This window comes from Ruminococcus flavefaciens, assembly GCF_900143025.1.
GTDB lineage: Bacteria > Bacillota > Clostridia > Oscillospirales > Ruminococcaceae > Ruminococcus > Ruminococcus flavefaciens_I.
The window spans coordinates 90,535-117,103 of sequence record NZ_FRCT01000005.1 but is presented as its reverse complement, the minus strand read 5'-3'; the positions used below and the strand labels follow the sequence as shown (position 1 = coordinate 117,103).

The 26,569-nt window shown below is 42.7% G+C and carries 23 protein-coding genes and 1 other annotated feature; of the genes, 10 read left to right on the top strand and 13 right to left on the bottom strand.

All coding sequences use genetic code 11. From position 1 onward, the window contains the following. Positions 1–6 precede the first annotated feature (6 nt). On the top strand, positions 7–963 hold the full coding sequence (locus tag BUB28_RS06980) for a GDSL-type esterase/lipase family protein (RefSeq protein WP_072950140.1): 957 nt from the start codon (positions 7–9) through the stop codon (positions 961–963). A gap of 49 nt (positions 964–1,012) precedes the next feature. Beyond that, complete coding sequence (locus BUB28_RS06975) at positions 1,013–2,329, top strand: protein kinase domain-containing protein (RefSeq protein WP_072950139.1); 1,317 nt, start codon at positions 1,013–1,015, stop codon at positions 2,327–2,329. Positions 2,330–2,493: 164 nt separating this feature from the next. On the opposite strand, the gene BUB28_RS06970 is transcribed toward BUB28_RS06975, so the two are convergent. Together BUB28_RS06970 and BUB28_RS06965 are read right to left on the bottom strand one after the other, a co-directional pair. After that, positions 2,494–2,790 carry a hypothetical protein gene (locus BUB28_RS06970; protein ID WP_072950137.1) on the bottom strand — a complete coding sequence of 99 codons (297 nt, stop codon included), beginning with the start codon at positions 2,788–2,790 and terminating at the stop codon, positions 2,494–2,496. A gap of 50 nt (positions 2,791–2,840) precedes the next feature. Next, positions 2,841–4,112, bottom strand: coding sequence for a hemolysin family protein (locus tag BUB28_RS06965; protein WP_072950135.1), 1,272 nt, complete (start codon positions 4,110–4,112; stop codon positions 2,841–2,843). 423 nt (positions 4,113–4,535) lie between these two features. On the opposite strand from BUB28_RS06965, the gene BUB28_RS06960 reads away from it, so the two are divergent. After that, positions 4,536–6,068, top strand: coding sequence for a S1C family serine protease (locus tag BUB28_RS06960; RefSeq protein ID WP_072950134.1), 1,533 nt, complete (start codon positions 4,536–4,538; stop codon positions 6,066–6,068). Between the two features lie 81 nt (positions 6,069–6,149). Here BUB28_RS06960 and BUB28_RS06955 read toward each other — a convergent pair whose 3' ends face one another. Further along, positions 6,150–8,771: a valine--tRNA ligase gene (locus BUB28_RS06955; RefSeq protein ID WP_072950132.1), complete on the bottom strand. Its 2,622-nt coding sequence runs from the start codon at positions 8,769–8,771 to the stop codon at positions 6,150–6,152. A 92-nt stretch (positions 8,772–8,863) separates the two neighbouring features. Beyond that, positions 8,864–9,102, bottom strand: a binding site (T-box leader). 324 nt (positions 9,103–9,426) lie between these two features. On the opposite strand from BUB28_RS06955, the gene prfB reads away from it, so the two are divergent. Next, positions 9,427–10,545, top strand: coding sequence for a peptide chain release factor 2 (prfB, locus tag BUB28_RS06950; RefSeq protein ID WP_072950131.1), 1,119 nt, complete (start codon positions 9,427–9,429; stop codon positions 10,543–10,545). A 154-nt stretch (positions 10,546–10,699) separates the two neighbouring features. Here the strand turns inward: prfB and BUB28_RS06945 are convergent, their stop codons facing one another. The 3 genes from BUB28_RS06945 to BUB28_RS06935 form a co-directional block, all read right to left on the bottom strand. Next, on the bottom strand, positions 10,700–11,917 hold the full coding sequence (locus BUB28_RS06945) for a hypothetical protein (protein WP_072950129.1): 1,218 nt from the start codon (positions 11,915–11,917) through the stop codon (positions 10,700–10,702). Beyond that, positions 11,914–12,492 (bottom strand): RNA polymerase sigma factor, encoded by a 579-nt coding sequence (locus BUB28_RS06940; protein WP_072950127.1) that lies wholly within the window; start codon positions 12,490–12,492, stop codon positions 11,914–11,916. Before BUB28_RS06940 ends, BUB28_RS06945 begins: the two co-directional genes overlap by 4 nt. 165 nt (positions 12,493–12,657) lie before the next feature. Continuing rightward, entirely contained in the window at positions 12,658–13,248 is a 591-nt protein-coding gene (locus tag BUB28_RS06935) for an HD domain-containing protein (RefSeq protein WP_242939955.1), read from the bottom strand. A 169-nt stretch (positions 13,249–13,417) separates the two neighbouring features. Here BUB28_RS06935 and BUB28_RS06930 point away from each other — a divergent pair, with 169 nt between their 5' ends. From BUB28_RS06930 to BUB28_RS17240, 4 genes are all read left to right on the top strand, one after another. Continuing rightward, positions 13,418–14,026 carry a metallophosphoesterase family protein gene (locus BUB28_RS06930; RefSeq protein WP_072950126.1) on the top strand — a complete coding sequence of 203 codons (609 nt, stop codon included), beginning with the start codon at positions 13,418–13,420 and terminating at the stop codon, positions 14,024–14,026. Positions 14,027–14,164: 138 nt separating this feature from the next. Beyond that, entirely contained in the window at positions 14,165–14,434 is a 270-nt protein-coding gene (locus BUB28_RS06925) for an acylphosphatase (RefSeq protein ID WP_072950124.1), read from the top strand. A 12-nt stretch (positions 14,435–14,446) separates the two neighbouring features. Continuing rightward, positions 14,447–15,613 carry a flavodoxin gene (locus BUB28_RS06920; RefSeq protein WP_072950122.1) on the top strand — a complete coding sequence of 389 codons (1,167 nt, stop codon included), beginning with the start codon at positions 14,447–14,449 and terminating at the stop codon, positions 15,611–15,613. Between the two features lie 46 nt (positions 15,614–15,659). After that, complete coding sequence (locus BUB28_RS17240) at positions 15,660–16,094, top strand: hypothetical protein (RefSeq protein ID WP_207647087.1); 435 nt, start codon at positions 15,660–15,662, stop codon at positions 16,092–16,094. A gap of 153 nt (positions 16,095–16,247) precedes the next feature. Here BUB28_RS17240 and BUB28_RS06915 read toward each other — a convergent pair whose 3' ends face one another. Further along, complete coding sequence (locus BUB28_RS06915) at positions 16,248–17,393, bottom strand: hypothetical protein (RefSeq protein WP_072950121.1); 1,146 nt, start codon at positions 17,391–17,393, stop codon at positions 16,248–16,250. After that, positions 17,368–18,111 carry an RNA polymerase sigma factor gene (locus tag BUB28_RS06910; RefSeq protein ID WP_242939954.1) on the bottom strand — a complete coding sequence of 248 codons (744 nt, stop codon included), beginning with the start codon at positions 18,109–18,111 and terminating at the stop codon, positions 17,368–17,370. Before BUB28_RS06910 ends, BUB28_RS06915 begins: the two co-directional genes overlap by 26 nt. Positions 18,112–18,447: 336 nt before the next feature. On the opposite strand from BUB28_RS06910, the gene BUB28_RS17565 reads away from it, so the two are divergent. Beyond that, positions 18,448–20,157, top strand: coding sequence for a hypothetical protein (locus BUB28_RS17565; RefSeq protein WP_072950119.1), 1,710 nt, complete (start codon positions 18,448–18,450; stop codon positions 20,155–20,157). A gap of 343 nt (positions 20,158–20,500) precedes the next feature. Here BUB28_RS17565 and BUB28_RS06900 read toward each other — a convergent pair whose 3' ends face one another. The 3 genes from BUB28_RS06900 to BUB28_RS06890 all read right to left on the bottom strand — a co-directional run bounded on the left by BUB28_RS06900 (position 20,501) and on the right by BUB28_RS06890 (position 23,835). Next, positions 20,501–21,802, bottom strand: coding sequence for a hypothetical protein (locus tag BUB28_RS06900; RefSeq protein WP_072950118.1), 1,302 nt, complete (start codon positions 21,800–21,802; stop codon positions 20,501–20,503). Further along, positions 21,799–22,371: an RNA polymerase sigma factor gene (locus BUB28_RS06895; protein ID WP_072950116.1), complete on the bottom strand. Its 573-nt coding sequence runs from the start codon at positions 22,369–22,371 to the stop codon at positions 21,799–21,801. The genes BUB28_RS06900 and BUB28_RS06895 overlap by 4 nt, the downstream gene beginning before the upstream one ends. 195 nt (positions 22,372–22,566) lie before the next feature. Then, positions 22,567–23,835, bottom strand: coding sequence for a glycoside hydrolase family 11 protein (locus tag BUB28_RS06890; protein WP_072950114.1), 1,269 nt, complete (start codon positions 23,833–23,835; stop codon positions 22,567–22,569). A 361-nt stretch (positions 23,836–24,196) separates the two neighbouring features. Here BUB28_RS06890 and BUB28_RS06885 point away from each other — a divergent pair, with 361 nt between their 5' ends. Then, positions 24,197–24,850: a hypothetical protein gene (locus BUB28_RS06885; RefSeq protein ID WP_072950113.1), complete on the top strand. Its 654-nt coding sequence runs from the start codon at positions 24,197–24,199 to the stop codon at positions 24,848–24,850. A gap of 72 nt (positions 24,851–24,922) precedes the next feature. On the opposite strand, the gene BUB28_RS06880 is transcribed toward BUB28_RS06885, so the two are convergent. Next, positions 24,923–25,867, bottom strand: coding sequence for a flavodoxin family protein (locus tag BUB28_RS06880; RefSeq protein ID WP_072950111.1), 945 nt, complete (start codon positions 25,865–25,867; stop codon positions 24,923–24,925). A gap of 327 nt (positions 25,868–26,194) precedes the next feature. Then, a complete protein-coding gene (locus tag BUB28_RS06875; RefSeq protein WP_072950110.1) occupies positions 26,195–26,515 on the bottom strand; it encodes a hypothetical protein in 321 nt (106 codons plus the stop codon). Positions 26,516–26,569: the final 54 nt, after the last annotated feature.

Below are 26,569 nucleotides of genomic sequence, written 5' to 3'. Positions count from 1 at the left end.
ACTATCGTGAGTAGATTCAGACAAGGTATATATACGATAATACTGCTTCTTACCTGCTTTGTGGCTTCGCCCTTCATATATAAGCAGATATGGAAAAACAGTACCGCCAAAGCGTCAAAGACAACTATAAAAATGCCTGTTGCCACAACTCAGCCTGCAACATCAGCAACTCCTGCCGATCCAAATGCAGCAACTCAGCCCACATCCGAGGGTGAAACAGCTGCTGCGGAAGTGCAGAATGGAACTGTTCCCTCCCCTGCACAGACCATTTTCGTGCCGAGCGGTCCCGAATACTTCGATGACGCGCTGTTTATCGGCGACTCCCGTACAGTTGGCATACGCGACTACGGTACGCTGAAAAATGCAGATTACTTCTGCAATGTGGGTCTTTCCGCATATCAGATAGACAATACCACAGAAAACGGAAAAACTGTATGGGCATTTCTCAATGAAAAGAAGTATGCAAAAATATACGTTATGCTCGGCATAAACGAAGTAGGCAACGATATAGAGCTTACTGTATCAGCTTACAGAAAGATCATCGACGGTATAAAAGAGGTACAGCCCGATGCTATCATATACATTCAGGCAAATCTCCACGTTACTTCTGCATATGAAAACAATATCATCAACAATGATCGAATAAATATGCTAAACAGCCGCCTTTCTGAAATGGCGGACAACAGCAAGGTCTTCTACCTTGATGCAAACTGCATCTTTGATGACGAATACGGCGCACTCCCAAGCGAAAGCTCAAGCGACGGAGTACATTTCCTTGCTAAGTATTATTCGATATGGTGCGACTGGCTCTGTCAGAATACAGTTGTAAAGGGCGGTGCTCCTGCACCTGCGGCTACAGCTGCACAGCAGCCTGAAGATACAGCCAAAACCGAGGAAAAGCCCTCGGAGACAGAACCTGCAACCACAAAGCTTCCTCAGAACGAGGAATTTTCAAATATGTGATAAACGGCGGTAATTCCGCAATTATAAGGGATATGAAAGGAGCATTATCATGGCAGAACTCAAAACAGGCTACAAAGGCAAAACCATTTACAATTCTACGTTTACTATTCTGGAATTTCTCGGCGGAGGCGGACAGGGAAATGTCTACAGAGTCGAGTGCAACGGAAAGCAAATGGCACTTAAATGGTACCATAAGTCCACTGTTGACAAGATGAAGAACCCGCAGGAATTCTACGAAAACCTCAAGGCAAACATCAAGAAGGGCGCTCCCACAAAGAATTTTCTCTGGCCTGAGGAGCTTTCCAACTGGATAGACGGAAGCTTCGGCTATATAATGCCACTTCGTCCAAAGGGATATGAGGAGCTTACACGTTTCCTGCTCTGGGATCCTAAAACCCGCCGCATGAAGGCAAGCTTCGCAAATATTACTGCCCGCTGCAATGCCGCGATCAATATCATCGAGGGCTTCCGTGCTCTCCATAATGACGGCTACAGCTATCAGGACCTCAATAACGGCAACTTCTTCATTGATCCGCAGAACGGCGATGTTCTTATCTGCGACAACGACAACGTTTCCGAGCGCGGTGTAAACTTCGGTATCGCAGGTAAACAGCGTTATATGGCACCTGAGGTAGTCCTCGGCGGTGCTCCCGACAAACGCTCTGACCGTTTCTCACTTGCAGTTATCCTTTTCCGTATGCTCTTTATCGAGCACCCTCTTGAGGGCAAGTATTCAACTCCCCCATGCATGACTCCCGAGCTTGAAAAGAAATTCTACGGAAGTGATCCTGTTTTCGTTCTCGACCCGGAGGACGACAGAAATGCCGCAAATAACCAGCTGAACACAAATACCCTCCGTTTCTGGAAGATTTATCCCGAATATATCCGCGACCTGTTTATCGAGTCCTTCGGAAAAAAATCGGTACAGCCGCCCTATGACCGTGTTATCGAAATGACATGGCTGGACGCTTTCGTTAAGCTTAGAAGCGAGACTGTTCCCTGCCCTCACTGCGGCAAGGAAACATTCATTACTCCGAAATATTCCGTTAGCTGTATGTATTGCGGCGGTCAGCTCACCTGTACGGAAAGTATCAAGTTCAAGCGTTTTGAACTGCCTTCATTCGGCGGTGCTAAGCTCTATGAGGGTATGACAGGAGAAACTGACGGAGATTTCCACAAGGTCATCGGCGAGGTAGTCCGCAATAAAAAGGACCCAAGCAAGCACGCTCTCCGCAATCTTACAAACGATACATGGAGCGTAAAGCTGCCCGATAATACTGTTAAAACTGTTGATCCTAACGGCATTATGCCTATAAATAAGGGCTTCGTCCTCACCATCGGAAGAAACGAAGGTACTGTGGAATAAATTCCGCCTTCTATAATAGGGCAAAAAAAGTGCAAAAATCAATGGGAAACCATTGATTATCAAAAAAATAATTTTCAGCTTTGTAGGAATACACAAATCAAGCTGCATTTAATTGTTAATATCGACTATAAAACAAGCCCGAAGCAATGCTTCGGGCTTTGTTGTTACTCTTTGTTATGTTTGTTGATAATGCATTTTATGATACCTATTATAATAAGTACAAGTGCAATAATTATCAGAAGAAGTCCTGCTTTTTCGATGATATTCATATCCCGAAAAATGCTTTCAATCAGAAAACGTGCGGTAGGTTCGTCCGCACCGCCTATAATGCCTATTTTATCGAGCTCGGGAGCTGTTATTGCTTTCAACAGCCGTAATATCACCCGTATATCGGTAAGAAGTCCCGCAAAAAGTAATATTAAACCCGAAAGTATGAATGTCTTTCCGCTTTTCTTTTTCATAGCTTCACCCCTGATAATCGCATGGGCGGATATTATCCGCCCATACAATGCTATTCATCGTCCTCGTCATCATCTTCATCATCATCGGTTGGGAGAACCTCGATTATGACCTTTTCTACGGTCTGCTCGTTCATCTCTGCAACAGTGATGCGGAATATGCCGCTTTCGGCTGTTTCGCCTGCTTCGGGGATATGCTCCATGACATCTGTGACCCAGCCGCCGACCGATGTATAATCCGTGGTTATCATATCATCGTCAAGGTCGAGCATTTCCAGCATATCACTTATGCTCATATCACCTGCCACCTCGTACTTATCGGGCGCTATCATCAATATATTGGTCTCTATCTCGTCGTCCTCGTCGTATATCTCGCCCACAAGTTCCTCGATGATATCCTCAAGGGTAACTATGCCCTTTGTTCCGCCGTACTGGTCGATAACTACTGCAAGATGCACCTTTGAACGCTGCATATCACGCATAGCCTCGCTTATCAGCTTAGAGTCGGCTATGTGCGGTACTTCCTGTATGATAGACTTTATGTCGTTTCCGCCCTCCACAAGCATCTTGAAGAACGCCTTATTTGTGATGATACCGATAACGTTATCAAGACTCTTCTCGTAAACAGGGAGTCGTGAGTACATTTCCCTGCTGAAAAGCTCCTTTATTTCGTCAATAGTCGCACCGAGTTCAACTCCCACTACCTTTACACGGGGAATGAGTATCTCGTTTACGTTGATCTCATCAAATTCAAGCGCACTCTTTACAAGCTCGCTCTCCTGCTCCTCAATAACGCCCTGTTCTTCGATCTCGTCGATCATGTACTTCAGCTCGTCCTCGGTAACGCTCGGAGCTTCATCACCCTTTGATACCATTGACGATAGCTTATTCAGCAGCAATACAAACGGCTTGAAAAGCATTACAAGGAACGAAAGCGCCGGTGCAAAGGCAAGTGCAAGCTTTTCCGCATTCTTCTTTGCGTAGGATTTAGGCAGTACCTCGCAGAATACCAGTACAAGCACAGTTATTACGATAGTTGATATAACTGCGCCCTTGCTTCCGAAAATTTTTATAAATATGATAGTACTTACCGATGAAGTGGCGATATTGACAATATTGTTGCCGATAAGCACCGCCGTAAGTACTTCATCAAAACGATTTGCCAGTCTCAGGGCTTTTTTTGCTTTTTTGCTGCCCTGCGCCTCGTAGTTTTTCAGCCTGAGCTTGTTTACACTCGAAAATGCAGTCTCAGTGCCGGAAAACAGCGCTGAAAAAATCATCATCGCTATGACAAGTACTATCTTCCATATATCTGAACTGTCCATAATTTTCCTTTCCTTATATATAATGTTTTTATTATATCATATATATTAAAATAATGCAAGGGCAATGTTTTAAAAATTTGAAGGGATCAGTAGGGCCGGCGTCCTCGACAGCCCGCAAAACGAATTTTAATTCGTAATTAACGTATCGCCTTGCGGCAATGGATCTGAAGAATATCATTTCATTTTATCGGCGAAGCCGATACCATTAATTCCGAATTCCTAATTACGCATTCCGAATTAATCTAAGTGCTGACCAAATGTCACACTGTTTTCACATAAGACAGATGAATGTGAAAAAAATTACACATAAACTTCTTAAAAAAAATACAATTACCGCATTTTTATTTCACATAGGCTGAATATAATATAATCACAGGCTGAGGGAGAACCTCAGAAAAATAAATGAAAAGGAACGTGAATAATATGAGTGAATACAACTATAATTATAATAACAACGGTACAGAGGAGAACGGAAACAATTACAACGGCTTCAGTACAGACGGCGGCAATAACAACAAGCCTCCGAAAAAGCGTACAGGTCTGAAAGCAGCTGCTTTCATAATGGCTATGGCGATCGTTTCAGGCGGTTCTATACAGGCTTACCGCTATTTCTCAGATGACAGCGTTTCAACAGTTTCTGTAGTTGAGGATAACGACAAAGATGAAAAGACTGACAGCAGCAACACTGCCAAGACAAAGCTTGCTGCACAGAATATCAGCATTATCGAGCCTGTTGAGTCAGACGGCAAGGCACTTTCAACTGAGGAGATCGTAAAGAAGGTACTTCCTTCGGTAGTTGGTATCGAGTCTTCATTTGAATTGGAAACACAGGTACAGTCCTCTATCCCTAATGAATTCTTCGATTTCGGATTTGGCGGTTTCGGCGGCTTCGACGGATTTGACTACGGCGGCGGTCAGTCTGAACCACAGACAAGAGAATACAAGGGAACAGGTACAGGCGTTGTTGTATCAGAAAACGGATATATCGTTACAAATGCTCATGTTATCTATGACAGCGAATACGGCGCAGGTTGTGCAAAGGGAATAAAAATTCTTCTCGACGACGACGAAACATACGATGCAGAGGTCATTGGCTACGATGTTGCCCTTGATCTCGCAGTTCTCAAGATCGACGCAACAGGTCTTACACCTGCTGAATTCGGCAACAGCGATGAGCTCCAGCTTGGCGAATCTGTAATTGCTATCGGTAATCCTCTTGGCTTCGAGCTTAAAAATACTGTTACAGGCGGTATGATCTCAGGTCTTGACCGTGATATCACTATCAATGATAAGGCAATGAACCTTATCCAGACTGATGCGGCTATAAACTCAGGAAACTCAGGCGGTCCTCTTATCAATAAGTATGGTCAGGTAATCGGTATCAACTCTTCAAAAATGTCATCTTCTTACTCTTCATCAGGTGCATCTATCGAGGGTATCGGATTTGCTATCCCTTCAAATGCAACTGCTTCTATCATTGACGATCTAATGAAGTTCGGCTATGTTACCGGTAAGCCACAGCTCGGTATAAGCTGTAGAGGTATTGATGAAACAGCAGCCGATATGTACAATCTTCCTGTAGGTGTACTCGTAAAGGAAGTAAACGAAGGCAGTGCCGCTGATAAGGCAGGCATCAAGGTCGGCGATATAATCATTAAGGCTGACGGCGAAAAGGTAACTACATCAGACGAACTCGTTGCAAAGAAGAACAAGCACTCAGCAGGCGATGAATTCGAGCTCACACTTCTCAGAAACGGCGTTGAAAAGACTATAGTCGTTACTCTCGACGAACAGGTACAGGAGACTCCTGCCGAAGAAAAGGATAATGACGAAAAAGAAGAAAAGAATTCAAAGAAGAACGATGAAGCTGAGGACGAGGACGAAGAGCCTGCAACAAAGAGCAAAAAGTCAGAAAGAACACATAAGGCTCCTGAAGATGAAGAAATCTTTGATTAAGAGTTTTTCATAATATTCTTCCTTCATTATACATTAAAAATAAGCTCCCCGAAACGTTCGGGGAGCTTATTGCGTTACTTATTACTTTTTGAAGGCTGCGATAGACTGCTCTATCTTTGCCATTTTTTCCTCTGCCTTTGCGAGCTTTGCCTTCTCGGCATCTATGAGCTGTGCAGGAGCCTTTGCGATAAAGCCCTGATTATTGAGCTTTCCGCTGAGGAAGTCGATATCCTTCTGTACCTTTGCCTTTTCCTTTTCAAGACGTGCTATTTCCTTCTCCTTGTCAACAAGCTCGTCCATAGGAATGAATATACGAGCGGAATCGGTAACAGCGTTTGCGGAATCGGGGATATCGAATTTGTCACCTGTCTCAACTGCGGAAGCAGATGCAAGCTTCTCGAAGAATACTGCACAGGATTTGAAGAGCTCCTTATCAGCTGTCTCGATGAAGAGCTTAGCCTTTACCGACGGAGGTACGTTCATTTCTGTACGTGTATTTCTTATAGCCTTGATAGCTGAGATTATCTTCTCAAATGCCTTCTCCTCGGCGCTGAAGTCGATAGAAGCATCGTAAGTCGGGTATGTTTCGAGGATTATCATGGACTTCTCATTTGTGAGTACCTGCCATATCTCCTCAGTGATGAACGGCATGAATGGGTGAAGGAGCTTCAGCATACCCTGCATTGCCCATACAAGTACTGCCTGAGCCTTTGCCATTGTCTCGCCGCCTGCCTGTATTCTTGGCTTTGTGAGCTCGATGTACCAGTCGCAGTAAACATCCCAGATAAAGTCGTATATCTTCTGTGAAGCAACACCAAGCTCGTATCTGTCAAGGTTCTCGCCGACCTCCTTAGCAAGCTGATTGAACTTGTTAACGAGCCACTTGTCCTCCAGCTCAAGCTCGGAAGGAAGTCCCTTGAACTCGAAGTCCTCGGGGAGGTTCATCATAATGAAACGTGAAGCGTTCCAGAGCTTGTTTGCGAAGTTACGTGCTGCCTTTACCTTATCGTCGATATAACGCATATCGTTTCCGGGTGAGTTACCTGTAGCAAGCATAAATCTGAGTGCATCGGCACCATACTCGTTGATAACTTCGAGCGGATCGATACCGTTGCCGAGAGACTTGGACATCTTGCGTCCCTGCGCATCACGTACAAGACCGTGGATAAGAACTGTATCAAATGGTACCTTGCCCATGTTCTCCAGACCGCTGAACATCATTCTGATTACCCAGAAGAAGATGATGTCATAGCCTGTTACGAGAGTATTTGTTGGGTAGAAGTACTTTAAGTCCTCTGTATTCTCAGGCCAGCCAAGTGTTGAGAACGGCCAGAGTGCAGAGCTGAACCATGTATCGAGAGTATCGGGATCCTGTCTCATTGGCTTGCCGCACTTAGGACAAACTGCGCTGCTCTCCTTTGTTACAACCATTTCACCGCAGGCATCGCAGTAGAATGCAGGTATCTGATGTCCCCACCATATCTGACGGGAGATACACCAGTCCTTGATATTTTCCAGCCAGTGGAAATATATCTTGTCAAAACGCTCTGGAACGAACTTTGTATCGCCGTTCTTTACAGCTGCTATAGCAGGCTCTGCAAGAGGCTTCATCTTTACGAACCACTGTGTTGAAACCTTTGGCTCAACTGTAGTTCCGCAGCGGTAGCAGGTACCTACGTTATGGCTGTATTCCTCTATCTTAACGAGTGCGCCTTCCTTTTCAAGGTCCTCTACTATCTTCTTTCTTGCCTCATATCTGTCCATACCTGCATACTCGGGGTAATCGTCAACGATAGTTGCATCGTCGTTCATTACGTTGATAACAGGAAGATTATGACGGAGACCTACCTCGAAGTCGTTAGGGTCGTGTGCAGGAGTTATCTTAACTACACCTGTACCGAAGTCCATTTCAACATAGTCATCGGCAACAATAGGTATCTCGCGGTGAACAAGAGGAAGTATAACTGTCTTGCCTACAAGGTCAGTGTAACGCTCGTCCTTTGGATTTACAGCAACAGCTGTATCACCGAGGAGAGTTTCGGGACGTGTTGTAGCAAGCTCTAAATATCCGTCGCTGTCTTTGATCTTGTAGCGGAGATGCCAGAAATGACCTGCCTGATCCTCATAAGTTACCTCAGCATCGGAAAGCGAAGTGCGGCACTTTGGGCACCAGTTGATTATACGCTCGCCTCTGTAAATGAGACCTTTTTCGTAGTACTTGATGAAAACTTCCTTTACAGCCTTTGAGCAGCCCTCGTCCATTGTGAAACGCTCTCTTGACCAGTCACAGGAAGAACCCAGCTTTTTGAGCTGTTCAACGATACGTCCGCCGTACTGCTTCTTCCATTCCCAAGCGCGTTTCATAAAGCCCTCGCGTCCGAGATCTTCCTTAGTAACGCCTTCCTTGCGCATAGCCTCAACGATCTTAGCCTCTGTAGCTATAGCAGCATGGTCTGTACCCGGGAGCCACAGTGCGCTGTAGCCGCTCATTCTCTTCCAGCGGATAAGGATATCCTGTAATGTCTCATCAAGGGCGTGTCCCATGTGGAGCTGTCCTGTGATGTTCGGAGGTGGGATAACTATAGTATAGGGCGTTTTCTTCGGATCAGCCTCTGCACGGAAGCAGCCCTTGTCATTCCATGCCGCATAGATACGATCCTCAAAGTCCTTGGGGTTATAAGCCTTTGCAAGTTCCTTTGCCATTCAAATCTTCCTTTCAGTCAGTTAAATCAGGAATTCGGAGTGCAGAATCCGGAATTATGTATTCCGAATTAAAAAAGCCCTGAACCGTTAAGGTTCAGGGCGAACTAAGTCCGTGTTACCACCTGAATTCGGGAGTTTTCTCCCGCACTCTGCGAGGTCGCAAAACCTCTTCCCCTGTAACGTGAGGACCACGCCGCATACTACTGAGCATAAGCCGTTGGCACGCGAAGCTCCGAAGCTACTTCCACAAGCCCCTCATACTGCCTTTCACCTCACGGCAGCTCTCTGAAAATCGGGTATCTTACGTACTCCTCTTCATCATCGCCTTTGAATACTTTTTTATTATACACGATAAAATCCCGTTTGTCAAGACCAATTTAGCCGTTAGCCATTAGCCTTTAGCCCTTAGCCGTAAGAAAAGTCAGGCGCGGGCGGATAATATCCGCCCCTACATTCTCAATTCAGCTAACGGCTCGGGACATCGAGGACTTCCAACAGAAGCCGCGACCCTCTGTCAGCTTTGCTGACATCTCCCTACACTGTAGGGAGTCACCGTCCCCTACAAAAAAAACGCGAAATTTTCTCATTTCCTACTTGCAGTCTGCGCAAATCTGTGCTATAATATATGTATCTATGTTTGAAAGGAATTACAGCTATGATAATACTTGATGAACTCAGAGTCGAAATGACGGGCTACCGCGATGAAATGAAGGAGCTTGCAGACGTTCTGAATATAGAAAAAGCCAAAAAAAGAGTAGCAGAACTCGGAGAAGAAACTGCCAAAGAAGGCTTCTGGGACGACCTCGAAAATTCTCAGAAGGTCCTTAAAGAACAGAAGTCTCTCGAAAGAAAGATCGAGCATTACAATCAACTCAACGAAAATCTTGAAGATATCATCGCTCTTATCGAGCTTTCTATCGAGGCTGACGACGAGAGCGATATCGAAGAAATAAAGAAGGAGTCCGAATCTTTCAAGACAAAGCTTGAGGACGAAAAGCTTGCAACTCTGCTCACAGGCGAGTACGACAACGCAAACGCTATCCTTACCTTCCATGCAGGTGCAGGCGGTACAGAGGCTCAGGACTGGGCAGAAATGCTCTACCGTATGTACAACCGCTGGGCTGAACGCCACGAATTCAAGGTTGAACTGCTGGATTATCTTGACGGTGATGAAGCAGGAATGAAGTCAGCTTCTATCCTTATCGAGGGCGAAAACGCATACGGCTATATGAAATCGGAGTCAGGCGTTCACAGACTTGTCCGTGTATCTCCTTTCGACGCACAGGGACGCAGACATACTTCATTTGCTGCACTTGAAGTTATGCCCGAGCTTGACGACTCTATCGAAGTTGATATCCGTCCTGAGGATATCGAAATGGAAGTTTACCGTTCAAGCGGCGCAGGCGGTCAGAAGGTAAACAAGACCAGCTCTGCTGTACGTCTTATCCACAAGCCTACAGGTATCGTTGTATCCTGTCAGACTCAGCGAAGCCAGTACCAGAACAAGGACTACGCTATGAAGATGCTCCGTTCAAAGCTCATTGAGATCAAGGAGCGTGAGCACCTCGAAAAGATCGAGGATATCAAGGGCGTTCAGAACCAGATCGCATGGGGCTCACAGATACGTTCCTATGTATTCATGCCGTACACTCTTGTAAAGGACACACGTACAGGCTTTGAAAACGGTAATATCCAGGCAGTTATGGACGGAGATATCGACGGTTTTATCAACGCATACCTGAAGTCTCTCTCTCACGGAACACTCGAAAAGTAATCAAGAAAATAAATTGATACCATTATTTTAAACTATAAAAGCTCCCCGAAGCGGTTCTGAACTGCCATTCGGGGAGCTTTTTATCAATAACAGGAGTTTTCACCGTAGCCCTGCCCATATGTACGAAAAAGGCGCACATTGTGCGCCTTTTTTCTTATAAACCGGGGTAGTCATACGGATTTTCTTCATACATCTCAGCTTTAATATTCTTATCAGCATATAATGTTTCAGCGTCCATCCATTCTCCCGGGAGATCACCAAGTTTTCCGCTTTTGTACACAGGATTTCCAACACCGATGTAATCATCGCCTTTTTTTATCAGCTCTCCGTTTACATAATATCCCGTATAATTGAACATTTCAACAAGGGCAAATGAATTATCGCTGTCGAATTTTATTTTACGTGTAAAGTTGTAACCTGACTTGTCCTCAAGATAAAGGCATTTATCCTCCTGATTGTAAGTCATCCACGCAGCGTCGATGTTAAGGAGCATTTCATAGTCATCTGTTTTGAATCCTTTCACTGTTGGAGCTATGAAATCATTACCGTCATAGATAAACATTATTGTTCTTTGTCCGCTTTCGCATCTCATATCATAAGAGATGAAAAGTTCGGGTACATTATCACCGTTTATGTCTCGCATATCAGCCTTTATGTCCCATGCAGGAACTAAAGATATATCAACTTCATATGGGTTGGTTGTTTTACCGTAACCATAGAAGTTTTTTCCGAACATGAACTTATCCATAGCTCTCTGAAAAGCTGCATCGAGCTTTTCCTGTGTAGCTTCGGCAGGGTCAATCGAGTCATATTTGGTTATCCATTTCGGGTCGATCTCTGTTTCGGAAACAGCATTATTATTTGTAACTGCTTCTGTTTCTATAGTAGTAATATCTGTTGTAACAGCAGAAGTATCGGCAGTAGTTTCAGTTTTTTCTGTCTTTGAAGCCGAAACTGTGGATTTAGTTGCTGACGCAGTGACCGTAGTATCAGATACTATGGGTGTACTTGCCTTTTCAAGGGGCTCAGGAGGAGTATCGACAACACCGTTTTTTCTGCTTAACATATATATGCTTCCGCAGACAAGTGCCAGTGCGGCAGCGGAGCAGAGAGTAGTATATATTATTCTCGAAATTCCTCTGCGTCTGTAGGTTTCAACGCCTGTAACAGCGTCCTCATTTTCTGATATATTTTCATTTCTTTGTTCTTTGTTCATAATTTCTTTCTCCACTTTATATTTTTGATTTGTTATCTTCAGCATACGGTCTCTTGCAGACTTATCTATCATCATACTATCAGCGCCTATTTCTTCAAGCTTGTTAATATCGGAGTTTTCAAGTATATCGAAGCTTATTTCCTTATTATCCTTCATATATTTCCCTCCTTCAGGTCATATCCTTCCTTTAAAAGCAGCTCTTTCAGCTTTTTCAGTGCTCTGCTGCATTTTACTCTTACTACAGCAGGCGACATACTGTGCTTCTGTGCGATCTCCGTGGAATTCATGTTGTAATAGTATTTTTGTATCACCATTGTGGACTCGGGTTCGCCGAGACTTTTGATAAGCTTTAACAGCAGACTGCGTATCTCCAAGCGTTCAGCGTTTTCCTCTATACGCTGGCTGTCTGCAAATTCTGTAGTCTCGTCCTCGATATAAACTGTGGAATTGCTTTTTGCCGAAAGCCTTCTGAACATCTGTACAGCCTTTCTGCTTGCAACAGTTCCTATAAATCCCTTGAGATCACCGTTGAATTTGCCTTCCCTGTCATAGCTTATAAATACCGCAGAAAATGTATCTCCCACACATTCCTCTATATCCTCGCGGTTTCCGCAGCTTCTGAGTTTATTGTAAACTATAGCATAAACATAGTTCAGATACTCGTCGAAAAGTGCTGTCTGTGCCTTCTGCGGTGATATTTCGTACATAGTACGGTACTCATTATCTGTCATATAACCACCTCTTTTGAGTTATTAATATTTATTAAAAGCTTTTGATCGATCTTGTTGTGTGCTTTCATAACACTTACTTGCAAAAAACATCTTAAGTGTAACACAAATTCAGAATTTTTTTTTCAAATCAAAAACAGTCCGCATTTTTGCAGACTGTAAAATCTATTATTCTTCCAGATATTTCAGGGCTTTTCTGTATTTTTCAAGCCTTGCAAAGTCCTTTTCCGAAGGACATGGGATACGTGATATGTCCATATTATGTCTTATATCAGCCATTTTCACATTTCTCGCACAGTCATCGGACTTTATTTTTTCAAGATATTCCTCATATGAGATATCCTCAGCTTTTGTAAGAAGCCTTATGGACTCTACTATCCTCGGAGCAAAACCCATTTCAAGCAGATCTTCAAAGGTAGTGGGAGTATCCTCGCATACATCATGGAGATATGCTGCTATTTTATATTCGGTATTTTCAAGCTGTGCTGCAACTGCCTGAGGGTGGTTAAAGTATGGATTGCCGCCTTTGTCAAGCTGTCCTGAGTGCTTTTCGGCAGCAGTTTTCTCTGCAAGCTTTAACATATCGTTCAGGCTTTGGCGCTGTTCATCAAGGACATTGTGTGCTTCTGTTTCTGTTATCTCATCACCGTTACAAATGACATCCTGCTTTTTCCATTTTTCTTCGCCGAAGCAGTAGAAAAAAGCTTCGTTATCGTCATTCACCATTATGACCTCATCTGCAAGCCTGAAATACTTCATATGCGCTCCCTCCACATTAAATATTACAGCTTAGTATAACATATTATTTGAAATTAATCAACGAATACAGTGAAAAAATGCTGTTGACACGATAAAGAGTTCATGTTATAATTGTAACCTATCCTATATCAAATGATAAGCATACTAATGAAGAAAAGGGAGGATAATTATGAAGATCGCAGTATTCTCAGATGTTCACGGAAACCTTAAAGCTTTAAAGACAGTGCTCGCACAGATAAGAGAAAAGAACGCAGACCTGACAGTGTTTTTAGGAGATATTTTTCAGCGCGGAAACGAAGAATTTGAATGTCTCGAACTGTTAAAAAACAGCGGCATAATATGTCTCAAGGGTAATTGTGAGCTTTACACCGAACACGGAGTTGACGTTGATCCTGATGTGGAACACCTCAGAGCTTATTATGACGGGATAAGAGATCGTATCACAGCCGAACAAATGGATTTCATAAAGCAGATGCCTCTTTTCCATGAAATAGAAGCTCATGGACATAAGCTGCATTTTTCTCATTTTCTGTTTTCGGATATTAATAAGCCCTATCCCTTTTTACAGCTTTCAAGCCTAAAAGACGGCGTGTTCGACAAGACCTGCGAAAGCGAATATGTAAAGAAATATGATCTTGCAGTAGTCGGTCATTGCCATCAGAATTTCGTAAAGGGGAATGTAGTTTCTGTTTCGGTTTCGGGTCTGGAAGGAGCCGCATACCTTATGATCGAAGTTAACGACGACTCTGTTGACTTTGAGCATATAAGCCTTGATTGATATAGATTTACTGCCCCGAAGTGATTTTTGCTTCGGGTCAGGGCTTTTTACTGCGTTTATTGTTCATTTTATGTGCTTGACTGGGAAAAAGCTATGCTGTATAATAGTATAAAATCAACTGATCAGGAGAATCAATAAATGGAAAAAGTCAGAAAGCATCTTATTTTTTACGGCTATGTTCAGGGAGTGGGCTTCCGCTGGAAGGCAAGCCATACAGCCCGCAGATTAGGCATTTCGGGCTGGGTGAGAAACCTCTCCGACGGCTCTGTGGAAATGGAGGCAGAGGGCACCGAGCGCGATATTGCAGAGCTTATCGAGGCTCTCGAAAATCATTCATGGGGCAGTATCGAAAGCATAGATGAAAAAAATATCCCCTTGCACGGGGATTACAGCTTTGATGTCGTATAGGAGTTGATAACTATGGATAAGGCAAAAGCCAAAAGAACACTTGGAATTATCGTTGATATAGCTATGTACGGACTGCTTTTGGCACAAATGCTGTATGTTTTTACGGGAAATACAGTCCATGAAGTCCTTGGAACAGGCTTTTTCGTCTGTCTTGTGATACATATAATAATAAAGCGCAAATGGTACGCAGTTCTGTTCAACGGCTCGAAAAAGCCTGTATCACGCAGAGTATTCAATATATCCACTGTGCTGCTGATGCTTGGTTGCATTACTCTCGCTGTCAGCAGTATGGGCGTTTCAAGGCTTATTTTTCCGTGGTTCAGAGCTCTTGGCAGCAGTGACCTGCACAAATATCTTGCAACTGCTGTTCTGGCTCTTTCCGTATTTCACGGCGGTATGCGCGGCTATATCAGGACGAAAAAGAAGAAAAAAGCTGGCATTTTCACAGCTTTGGGCTGTATAGCTGCAATAGCAGTGGGACTCGCTCTTGTCCCCTATCTCAACCGCCACTTCAAATTGGTGGATATAAGCCTTAGCAGTGCCGTAGACGGCGAAAAGGTACAGCTCAGTGACAAGCCGTTAGTGGTATACTTCACAAGAGTGGGAAATACCGACTTCGAGGACGACGTGGACGCTGTCTCGGGTGCTTCTCTCCTGCTTGCGGACGGTCAGCTCATGGGAAACGATCAGCTGCTTGCGGAAATGATAAAAAATGCAGCAGACTGCGAAACAAAAGCAATAACTCTAACGGGCAAAAAGTATCCTTCAAGCTACGGCAGTACTGTAACTGTTGCAGGAAAGGAGCTTCACAGCGACGCTCGTCCCGAAATAGAGCCTATCGACGTAAGCGGCTATAATTCGGTGATACTGATCTATCCGCTGTGGTGGGGAACTGTTCCTATGCCTGTTGCCACATTCCTCGAAAATAACGATCTCAGCGGAAAGAAGCTTTATCTTATCGCTACTCAGGGCAGCAGCGGCTTTGGCAGCAGTACAAAGGATATCCGCAAAATGGCTAAGGGTGCAGATGTGGAAGAAGTCATGAGCATCTACTGCGATGATATACCATATTCAAGAGATAAGCTTGTAAAATGGCTTGAAAGCCTCAACAAAATAAGTTATGATAAATCAAACGACAGTTACATTACAAATGATATAGGCAATGATTGGCATGAATGAGGTGGTAATGTGAAAAAAAAAAGTTTTCTTTATCTTATCTATAATATTGGTGATTATTATTGGAGTATATATTTATAATTCATATTTTAGATCATATGAAGGACGAAATTCAAAAGAAAATCTTAAAGCTTCAAAAATTAATCATTTATATAGTTCGGCTTTATTAGCAATTGATGCAACGCAAATAAATAATGACATGATTATTTCAAGTAATTCGAAAATAGAATATAACAACAATTTAAAATCAGATTTTTACAATGCTTTGAAACAATATGCTTATGATAATAATATTAACATTGATGATGGAGTCTATTACATAGAAATACGGAATAAAAAAGTGTATAAGGTATTATATTCTAATTGGAAGTATTCTGGATATGTAGGTTCTAGCCCAACTCCTAATGGTAAATGTATTGTATATCAAAAAGAGGTTGATAAATCCATAAATGATTTTAATAATTATATGCTGTCAAAATCATAGAAATTTCAATACTCTTTTCTTTATGCTTCTATATTTATAAGAATAGTGTGATTAATAAAGCCGATACATTGTGTATCGGCTTTATTACTATTCGGTTTGGTTTGTGTTTTTTCCCGCTAAGGGGATAAGGCTTATGTGCGCCCTTATTTATTATTAATGTATCAGTTTCTGACCTTTATAATCAGCTTCAACGACGTTATCTGCAATGGCTTTTTCCTTTGTAATGTGGCTTTCAAGGCTACTCAGTACATCTTCATAATCTAAATAATCAAAATAGCCGATAAAGCTGATGATATCACCTGCTTTCAGCTCTCTTTTCTCATCTTCCGTGAGACCGTCAGCATTAGCTATAAAGAACCACTTTTGTCCGTCTTCTGTAGTGATATAAGGATATTCTACAGCCTTTATTCTTATATTATTACCCTTTATCTTATAGAACTGTCGATTAACAAACTTGAAATCCGGGCTGTCAAGTATATCCGAATAATCCATTGCAGGCGCACCGTCCTCAATATATACAAATCTGTATTCATCTTCGACAGTATTATACTCTTCAAGATCCTCCGGCTCTGTATAATCATCGTAATAGGGATCTGTATAATCATCATAATCGGGTTCCGTATATTCCTCAGCGTCGCTATCGGGTTCAAGCTTTGGCGGTGCAAGGCTCCATGGGTCTATTTCAAGCCAGCCCTTTATGAAGTAATAAATATTTTTCTTTTTGTCATATGCAAATGTACCTTCATATTTTATACTGTCCCCTGCCTTGAATTCTCCTCTTAAATCTTTTTCACTGTATGCCAAACCTATACGAAGTCCATTATCAAGGACAAGCATATCATCATTGGCAGAAACAGAAACTACATCTGCCCATGTTCCCGTATAGACTCTCGGCAGATCAGCTATAGGCGATACGGTTTCTGTAACAGGCTGTTCTGTTGTAACAGGCTCTGTAGTGGTCGTAGTAGTTGTTGTTGTCGAAGTTGCTTCCGTATCTGTAGTAGAAGCCTCTGTAGTCTCTGTTGTAGTCACCTCAGCAGTAGTTGTAACTGTTGTCTGTGTGGTGAGCTGAGTAGTTGTAGTCTCCTCTCCCGACCATACATTGCTTACAAACTTAGGGAATGACTTTATAGCGTTGCTTATGCTTTCATTCTGCATAAGCACCACAAAAAGCACAGCTGCCGCACTTGTTGCTGCTAAAGTATTGCGCTTTACTTTCATTGAATGGCGTTTCTTCTCCGCCATACGCTCCTCGGCTTTGCGAAAGACACTTTCACTTACCTGAATATAATCCTTCATACACAAAGCCCTCCTTCTCAAGCTGAACTCTCATAGCCTTTTTACCGCGACAGACAAGGTTTTCTACCTGCTTCTTGGTCTTTTTCATTACCTGAGCCGCTTCCTTTATGCTCAGTCCTTCGATATACACAAGATGCAACGCCTGTCCATAATCGGTATTTACATTGCCCAGCGCTCTGTATAAAGCTATATTCTGCTCCTGCTGTATGTATGATTTTTCAAGGTTTTCCTCGTCGGATACGTCATAAAGCTCGTCTATGGGAAGATCATAATTCTTTGAACGCTTTCTCAGATAATCGTATGTAATGTTCCTGCCGATAGCGTAAAGCCATGTCTTGAATGAGCTTTTTCCCGAGTACTTGGGCTTTTTCATTATCAGTTCAACAAAGACCTCCTCCATAAGCTCCTCGGCTTCGCAGATATTGCGTACCATACTGTTGATATAAAGTGAAAGTCCGTCCTTGTATTCACGGATAAGTTCTGTCATTCCGTCATTGTCGCCGTTTAAAAATCTGCCGTAATTATTAGAGCCCTTTTCGCTCTTTATCCTGTCGGCTGATGTTGCTTCAAATAGCTTTTCAAAGATAGTAAGACAGCCTGTCTGCAAAAATATATCCTGTACTGCGGCAAAAATATTACGATACACATCAGCACTGCCGCCGTATGATACAAAGCTGTTGTTATACGGTGTAGACTTGCTATCAAGTAATAGTTCCATGCCTCTGCCTCCTATACATTATTATACCATTTATATATTAGTCTCTGTTTCAGCCAAAAACACTCACTGAAAAATTATATTTTTTATTTTTGACTAATAAAACATGGCACCATTTCAAGTTCTGAAAAAAATTTTGGCTTCAAAAAAATTTTTTTTGAAAAAAGGTGAGTGTTTTTTTATTTTTTCGGGACTAATAAGTGTAAAGGTTTTAAAACCGCTTTTTCTATTACACATTTGAGAGGACGCTCTCAATAACCCATCCCCCCAGTAATGCAGGTGTGACAGCCCCGTAGGTCATGCCTGCAAATACTACTAAATCCACAAGGAGGTATTACAATGAACATCAAAAAAAGCTTAGCTGCCATACTTTCATGCGCAATGGCAATTGGTTCACAGACCCCTGTTTTCGCAAATGCTGCTGTAAAAGAGCCTTCTATCATAGTTGCGATCGGTATTGATCCTCCTGGACCAAATGCTGAACCCCAGCCTTCAAGCGGTATCATACTCCCGAGAGTCCAGCTTGAATACGAGTGTGCAGAAGTCGTTGACGCTTCATACGAAGTCCTCACACTTGATGACGGCAAGAAACTCTATATTGACAGCGGCGAGAAGAAAAGATATACAGGTATGTTCCAGAAGGGCAACAAGATAAGCATTAAAGGTGAATTCGCTTATAGCGAGTCACAGGATCTTTACCTTAACTGCACTGCCGATATAAAGCTTGTACAGAGCGAGACCAAGGAAAACAAAGAGCTGGACGAAAAGCTCGCAGAGCTCCCGCACATTGAGATAGGTCATTTCGGCACTTATGTTATGGAAGCCGACAAGGATACTATCATCGTCGATAACGGTATGAAGTTCTTTGTAAGCAGCGGCTTGCAGAATTACACAGATATGTTCAAGAAGAACAACTGCATCAGTATCGAAGGCGAATTCGCTTACGACAAGGATACCGATATGTTCTACAATGTTGACAGCTATATGGGTATCTGCGATTACGTTGTAGGCTATAACGTATACGGCGGTTATGAAGATGAAAACGGCAACTGGGTCGAAGAGGAAGAAATAGTTACTACAACTACTAATGTTAACGACATCACTACCTGCGCTACTACTACCACAACAACTGCCGCCGAATACAGATATTCTCTTGGAGGTTCACAGCCTGAGGGCAAATATCCAATACATTTTTATGACTATGCACTTTACAAGTTTGAGAGGGAAGTAACTGTAAAGGAAATAGATTCATTTATTATCGTTGCCGATGACGGTACAAGATGGAGCTTTAGCACGGCTGACCATGATACCTATGAGCTCGGCAGAGGCGATGTTATAAAGGTTTCGGGCTATTTCCATTATTTCTCGGGCATAGATGCATTCGGTGCATTTACAGGAGATTATGAAATAGTTTCCGAGAGCAATGACTATGAGAAATATGCTGAGATAGAGATACAGAAGGACTTCAGCAAGAGAAAGATTATAGATAAAAGACTGTCTGCTGATTTTAATATTCAGTATGCACCTGAGTTAGAAGACGTTCAGATAATAGGCATTGAATACGATGATATTTTCACTGTTGAGGGCGGTTACAAGTTTGCTTTCCGCACTGACAATCCCGGCTATAAGGACCTCAAGATCGGTACTCATATCAAGATCTCGGGCTGGTATGAATATGATTCATACTTCGGCTGGTACAGCGCAACAGACTATCACAACACTGAAGAAGAAGCAGGAAAATTTACTATCCTGAGCCAGCCTTCTAAGGGTGAGGCAGTTGATACTTCAGAATTCAAGCCATTAAAGAATACTCCAAACGATATAGCACTTGATATCCCACAGGAAGTTTCAACATTAAAGGGCGATGCAAATATTGACGGCGGAAAAGATCTTTCCGACACAGTTATTATCATGCAGTCGCTTGCTAATCCAAATAAATACCAGCTTTCAGAGCAGGGTCAGATAAATGCCGATGTTTACGGCGATAACGACGGCGTTACTATGAACGACGCCCTCGCAATACAGATCTCACTTCTGTATAATGAATAAAGACATCATCATATCCCACATTCCTTGATACATTCCCCTTCAGACAGTTTTATTTCTCCAACTGCCTGAGGGGGAAGTTGTTTTTACGAGAAATTATCAGCTGTCAGAGAGTATGCGGTAATGTCATATCAAACGAAAGTACACTTTGTCTCCCTACATATTATAATCGTATAAAATCGGCAGAATTGGACATTGCGGGCATAAATTCGGGTATTTTCGGCTGCATTATAAACAAATAAGCAGAACACTCCTCTACAATTTATAATCGCGCCGACAGCCGAAAAAGTCACTATTATATAAATCAAAAACTCTCCCTCGGCTTAAACCGAAGGAGAGTATTCAATTAATGTGTTATCTTTTTTCCGAAAATAGTACCGTTTTCGTCCAAGAAAAGTATAAGAATGCCGCCTCCATTGAGATTTTCAGAGCAAGTACAGATCATCCAGTTTTTGTTGTTTACATAGTTTTCCTCAATGATCTCTACACCATCGTAAAGTTCATCACAGAAGCCCCATGAAAGTTTTCCTGTATAATTATACTCAGACTTTAAATATGCCTTGACGGTATCATATACAGTATCATAATCGGTATTTGTTCTTTCTGAGACCTCTTTTTCTATTGAACCCATCGGGAAATCCGAATTAAAGTCATAGCTGTCCTTTTCTGTAGAAGACGGCTGACACGATGCTATTTTCCATACTCCGTCATCGTCTTTCAGGATCTCCATATCCATAATGCATACATAGCTTTCGTCACCGTAAAGATAATCATCATCAGCCTGATGAGGTGTTACTCTCTGCCATTCAAAGGAGTTTTCCCTTACCTGACTGGGCTTTTCTGCAATAGGCTCTACAGCCGCATAATCAGGCACAGTAGCAGTAAGATTCTCATGTACGTATAATTCGCCGTTGTATTCGATCATAGCATGAATATTCTCATCATTTTCCAGTACCGAAAGATCATTTCCTACGTTAAAGCAATAGAAGCTTCTTTCGGGATCAATGAAATACTGACCGTAATAATTTTTAAGCTCGTCGTATGAACTGAAGTTAGGATTATTGAGCTTATAATATATCATATCCACTTTGAAATACGATGAATTTACTTTAAGCTGCTCGCCTCTCATATCAATGTATTCTTCAGAATATAGATTTCTCGCTTCGATATAATGAGGTAAAAGGCTGTCGGCAATACCCTTCAGTTCTTCAAATGTATGACCATTAAGGTTTACTGACGCATCTCCCGTTATATCTGTTGTATTTTCTGTTATTGCCTCTGTTGTCTCTGCTGCTGTTGTTGTCTCAGCCTCTGTTGTAGCTGCTGCCTTATCGGGATCTCCCTCGGCAAACTGCCTTCCACTTGTTCTGCCCATAAATTTGAACATACCAAATCCGCCTGCCATTATAACAAGGGCTGCTGCTGCGCACAGCGGCTTATACCATACGGGACGGCGGTACTGCTCAACGCCGCGGACACTTATTTCGTCTTTTTCCGATTCTGAACCTCTCTGTAATTCTGCAAACTTCTTCTCACTCATTGCAAGTATCCTCTTTTTTGTCTTTTTGTCATCTGACGAAAATGGAACGAGACTATCAATGATATCATCATCGGCTCTGTTAAGTATATCAAGCTTTAGATCTTTCATATCATTTCCTCCTTTATACCTCTTTTAACAAGTATACTGCGAAGTTTTTCGACCGCTCTTTTACAGCGCATACGTACTGTTGACGGCTTCATTGATAGTAATTCTCCGATCTGCTGCGATGGTTTGTCGTAATAGTATTTCTGTATTATAATTGTTGAATCAGGTTCTCCCAATGAATTGATACTGTCGATCAGTATACGTCTGAGCTCAACCTTCTCGCTGTCGCTGACAAGATCCTCGTCTGAACCCAGCTCACGGCTCGTATCTTCATCTATTGAAAATGTTTTATCAGTATGGCGCATAAGGCTCCTGTAATGGTCAATGCTTATCCGCTTAGCCACTACTCCTATAAATGGCTTCATGTCGCCGTTGTTATACTTTTCACCGAATGTAAAGAATATACGTGCAAATATATCACTTATACACTCCTCTACATCTTCATTCGTACCAACGGTCCTGAGCCTGTTAAATGCTATTGCACGGACATAGCTGTAATATTCCTCAAACAGTTGCTCATGTGCCTTCTTCTGAGACTTTTCCAGAAGTTTAAGATATTCGCCGCCTGTCATGCGGTACCCTCCTTTTTGAATCCTTTGGCTGTGGAACTTAGCGTTCTCACTGCCTTTGAAAGCTTCCATGGCAGCTTTCACTATATACAAACGGATACTTAATGTTTTGTGTCACAAAAATTTTTCAGATTTTAAAATATAAAGAGCCGACCACTGTGATCGGCTCTGTAATCTGCGATTTACAGGCATAAAAGCTTATTCTGCTCCTGATACCTCATCTATATAAAAATCGGTAAGGCTGTCGGGAGACTCCACATAAAGCTGTAAGGACTCCGCACCCTCGGGGATAACATATGCGTCATTTGAAAGTGTCACCCACTCGCCGCTCTTTGCTGTTACCAGTGCGACCTCGTCATACTTTTCTGTACCGTCGTTGTATTGCATGGTAAGCTTCATCTGCACTTCCTCACCGCTTTTCTGCATCGCCTTAGCTGAGAATTTATAAGCCTTGCCTGCCTTGTAGGTATCACTGCTTAGCATAATAGCCGCACCGTTCCAGTTATCTGTTCTGCCGCTTACAAACAGTGACTGACTGCCGTCAGACGAGTTTTCCTTATCTACAGTTACCAGCGAGCCGCCGCGTGGTATCCAGCCCTCTGCGCCGTCTTCAAAGCTGATATCGAAAAAGCCTGCTTCTGTGGGGTCTTCACCTGTTACTGATTCTTCAAGCTGTGCGATAGCGTCGTAGTCAACTGTTACCTCTGTATCAGTCGCCTCGGAATAAGTACCGCCCACTTTAAGGTCATTCTTATATATAGTAGCCTTGCCCTGTGACTGATAGCCCTCTATGGTAAGTGCAACCTCGTACATTTTTCCAAGCTCAAGTCCGCATTTCTTCCACGCATCGAAGTGCTTTGATATAGATATAGTACCCTCTATCTTGTTGCCGTCACCCTCAGGCTTTCTGCGTCTTACGCTCCAGTACTGGTCAAAGGTCTGTGTGCCGTCTATGGAAGGCTGTTCGTATCTTGTGGTCTTATATATATCATAAGTACCGCCGTCAACTGTTACCGTACCAAGTGCAGCAGGTGCTCCGGGCGGTCTCCAGCTACCCCATGATTCTACTATGTAGTACTCTATAAGCGGCTCTCTTGTCCAGCCGTAGACGCACATATAGGAATTGCCCACAGGCTGGTAATCAACACCGTAATCAATGGACATATTTCCGAGTTCCTCATAGGTCTTTGTGCAGTCGTACTTCTTTCCGCGGCGGAAAAGAGCATTATTTATATTCTCCCATTCGCACGAAAAGGTACCGCCCTTAGAGTCAACGGTAAATGTGGTATCTCCCTCGTCCTTCCACAGTTCATAATCATATCCGTCAATTGTGCCTGTTGTATTTTCATGGAACACCTTTTTATTGCCGCTGTCGTCCTTGTTATTCTGACCGCAGCCTGTAAATGTACTCATTATACAAGCAAATGCTGCAACTAAAGACAGCTTTTTAAGAGCGTTTCTTATCATTGGGCAAATCCCCTCTCTTTCTGCCCGTTCACCGAGCCTTATACTAATTTGATTTTATCATATGGCAGTATTTTTACAAGTCGTTTTTTGCGGCAGGCAAACCGTTTTTTGCGGTACACTCAGCTTTCCGCATATCCGATACTGCATCGCACTTATACTATTATAATAATATTCCGCACATATAAAGCTGAATTTATACTCGTTTCCCATAACATATGAGGAATTTTGTTGTATAAAACGCTGAAATTGCGAATAATATGACACATTTTCTTATGTTGTGTCGTTTGTTTCTTATGAAAAGCAATTGTGCAATACAAAAACGCACAATCGGAACAATTTATTTCAAACAGGAGAGGATATTATGAAAAAAAGATTTGTTTTCGCCCTTATTATGACAATGGCACTTTGCAGCTGCGGCGAGGAAGAGGTACACCAGAAACCAAACCGCCCTTCATCTGCCGTAACAACTACCGCAGCTTCTGCTGAGGCAACAACTGCTGCTTCACAGGAGGAGGCTGCTGCAACAACAACTGCCGCTGCCGATACAGCTGCCGAAACTACAACAACTGCCGCTGAAGCTGCAACCGAAACAGCTGTTACAGAGGCTGTTTCTGCTGCAAATGATGCTGCTGCCGATGCAGCAGGCTCACACGCTTCATTAGTTACCGATGATCCTTTCGCAGGCTTATACGTTGATGAGAATAACGGATTATTCAGCATGACTATTGATAATGTCAATGGTACTGATTATAATGTAAAGATCTCACGCAAGACCGCCGAAAATCAATCCACACAGTGGTACATCACAGGCGCATTTGACGGCAGAGCTGTGCTCCACTATAACAACTGCTCAAAAAGCATACTGACTTATTCTGTTGACGGCTCTGTTGCAAGCGAAACAGTATATACAGGCGGAACAGGCTATATCAGCATCTCCGAAAGAGGCGACGCTACAGGCATGGTATGGTCCGACGACGTTGACAACGCAGGCAGTGGTGCCTTCTTTATCAAGTAAGCTCCTGAATAAAATATAGTAAAGGTAAAAGGCAGAGCCAATATCGGTTCTGCCTTTTATCTTTTCATATCATCAGATACCCTTGAAGGTTATCTTTTTGTACTTTTCAAGCTTCTGAGCCACCTCTGCGCGTGCATCGGGGTTCATAAAGAAGCCTCCCTGTACCTCGGCTATCTCGTCGCAATGAACTCCGCGTCCTTCCTCGGTAGTTCTGTCACGCTCAAGTCCGTTTGGAGCGATAACGAATTTCCACTTTCCGTCCTCGGTCTTGACAAGGTCTCCGCCTGCTCCGCAGACAGTACACTCGATAGGATACTGAAGTCCCTTCCACTGACGGTCGCCTAAGCAGAGACTGTTGCTGTGACAATTCGGACACCAGCCTGTATCGGGATCGCCCAGCCACTTTCTTTCAGCAGGAGGTGTATTCAGTGCCTTCATAACGTTCTGTCCTATTTCTCTTGCACGGGCTAATTTCTCCTCATAAAGGAGTACCTGTGCAGGTGCAGGCACCTCGGTAGCCATATACATATCGACTACCTTGAAGCTGTTTGTAACTGTTGTTATCTGCATACATTCAAGTGCAAGTGACTGCCATGAACGTGTTGAACCGCCTACAGCGATAAGTGCGCCTACTCGGTCACGGGGCTCTATAGCTCCTATCTGTGTAAGGAAAGCCGACTCATAGGCTAAGTTTCTGTGCATGAATTTAAGGAACAGTGATGAAGGCATAAGAGCATATGTAGGTGCAGCAAAAATTACTGCGTCCTGATTGAGCATTACCTGCATTATCTTATCCTTATCGTCCTTATCCTTCAATGAACAGCCTGTATTCTTTCCCATTGACATACCCATGGTACATGATGTACAGCCTGTACAGTCAAGAAGATTGTAGTCCTTTAAATTTATCATGGTTATCTCAGCCCCTAATTCCTGACAGACCATTAGAGCTTCCTTGAGAAGTATTTCGCAATTGCTGTTTTTACGTCCTGCAGTTACGCCCATTACTGTAAATCCCATATTAAAAACTCCTTTTCTAAAAAAAAATAAAATGCCGTGCTTCTGATGTAGAAGGTTAACTTACGGTAATCCCCTTTCCCCATTCTACATTTTTATTTATATTCTTTCTTTTAATTATTATACTTTATTTTTTATAAAAAATCAATAGTTTTATGCTGTTAAATATCACAATATTTCGCCAAAAAATTCGTTATTGTTGCGGATTGAAAACCATAAGCCATTATGTTATAATATTGAATGTAGGGGCATAGCTGCTCTGCAAAAAAGCACATTTTTTATACCGAATGTAAATAGCGCTCTGTGAGGATATCCCACAGAGCGTATTTTTCAACATATGATCCTTCCTTTAAAGTGAGCGACTTTACAACTGATATCCTCCTCGCCGTCAATCAGCTTTCTGAAATCATACTTTGCAGGAACTCCTGATTTATTTTCGCCGAATGATATACACCAAATGAATATGGGAACGTGTCCCATTTCTCCGCTTTTGTGTACAGCAATAACATGACCGAATTTCCACCTGTCGCGCGGCACATTTATGAAGCGGAATTCCGCCGCAAATTCAAGGAAATTCTCCCAAAGTCCTTCATTCTCAATGTAAAACCATATCTTTTCATCTGTTCCCAATAGTTCTCTGATAGTACGCATATCTGTACTCTCCTTAAATATATTCCATAAGAACACAAAAGCGACCCCATAGTT